A 796-nucleotide genomic window follows, 5' to 3' on the forward strand; every position below is an offset into this window, starting at 1 on the left:
TCAAGGCACGGAAACTTTTGCTGTTGTCTTTATGGTCATGGTAATTCATGTTGCAAAGGTACGCGTATGCGCGATATATAACAAATCTAAATTACATAAACTCTAATATTACTTTCTCGCCATTTTTTCAAATTTACTAGAAGAACACCTGCATTAAGGTAAGAACCATCACTACTTAAGCCAGTCATTTTCTTTATTGCTGGATACATCGTATCTTCTACACCACAAACCAAGTAATCTCCCATAGGATAATCAATTAAGGAAGACAAATCTTGCATTACTATAGTATCGCAATCTAAATATAAAACTTTATCAATGAAATTGGGTAATATTTCAGCCAAAAATAATCGCAAGTAAGTAGTAATAGATAAATTGGCAACATCAATGCCATTAGGAAACTTGTCCTTCATATCACTAACCTTAATTATTCTGAACAGAAATTTACAGTCGTTCAGCACATCCATCAACTTAACTGTAAGATATTCTGATAAATCCATAGCTAAAAAGTATATCTCATATTGCGACAAATCCCTTACAGATTGGGACAAGCTCTTTATAGATACAACAGCATGCTGAACATAGTTTTCGTCAGCAGCATACACAATGCATAGTTTTTTCATTAAAGTTGTATACAAAATTTTGTTGGCTTACACAGAAAACATCTTTATAAACTTACTAAATCATTTTAGAAGCTGTTTTGATTTCATTCGATAAATTTGTTAAGCATGATTTGGATGAATGCAATCTGTACCATAGCTTCCGCAGTTTCAGCAAGGAATTCGTAATCGATGGTCAG

At 32.9% G+C, this 796-nt stretch carries 1 protein-coding gene; it reads right to left on the reverse strand.

The window, feature by feature from the left end:
- Positions 1-86: 86 nt before the first annotated feature.
- The gene (locus B5F78_RS16635; protein WP_162608597.1) at positions 87-602 is read right to left on the reverse strand and encodes a glycosyltransferase family 8 protein; all 516 of its coding nucleotides are present in this window, start codon (positions 600-602) and stop codon (positions 87-89) included.
- Between the last annotated feature and the right edge of the window lie 194 nt (positions 603-796).

The sequence above is a fragment of the Bacteroides sp. An279 genome, from assembly GCF_002159615.1.
Lineage (GTDB): Bacteria > Bacteroidota > Bacteroidia > Bacteroidales > Bacteroidaceae > Phocaeicola > Phocaeicola intestinalis.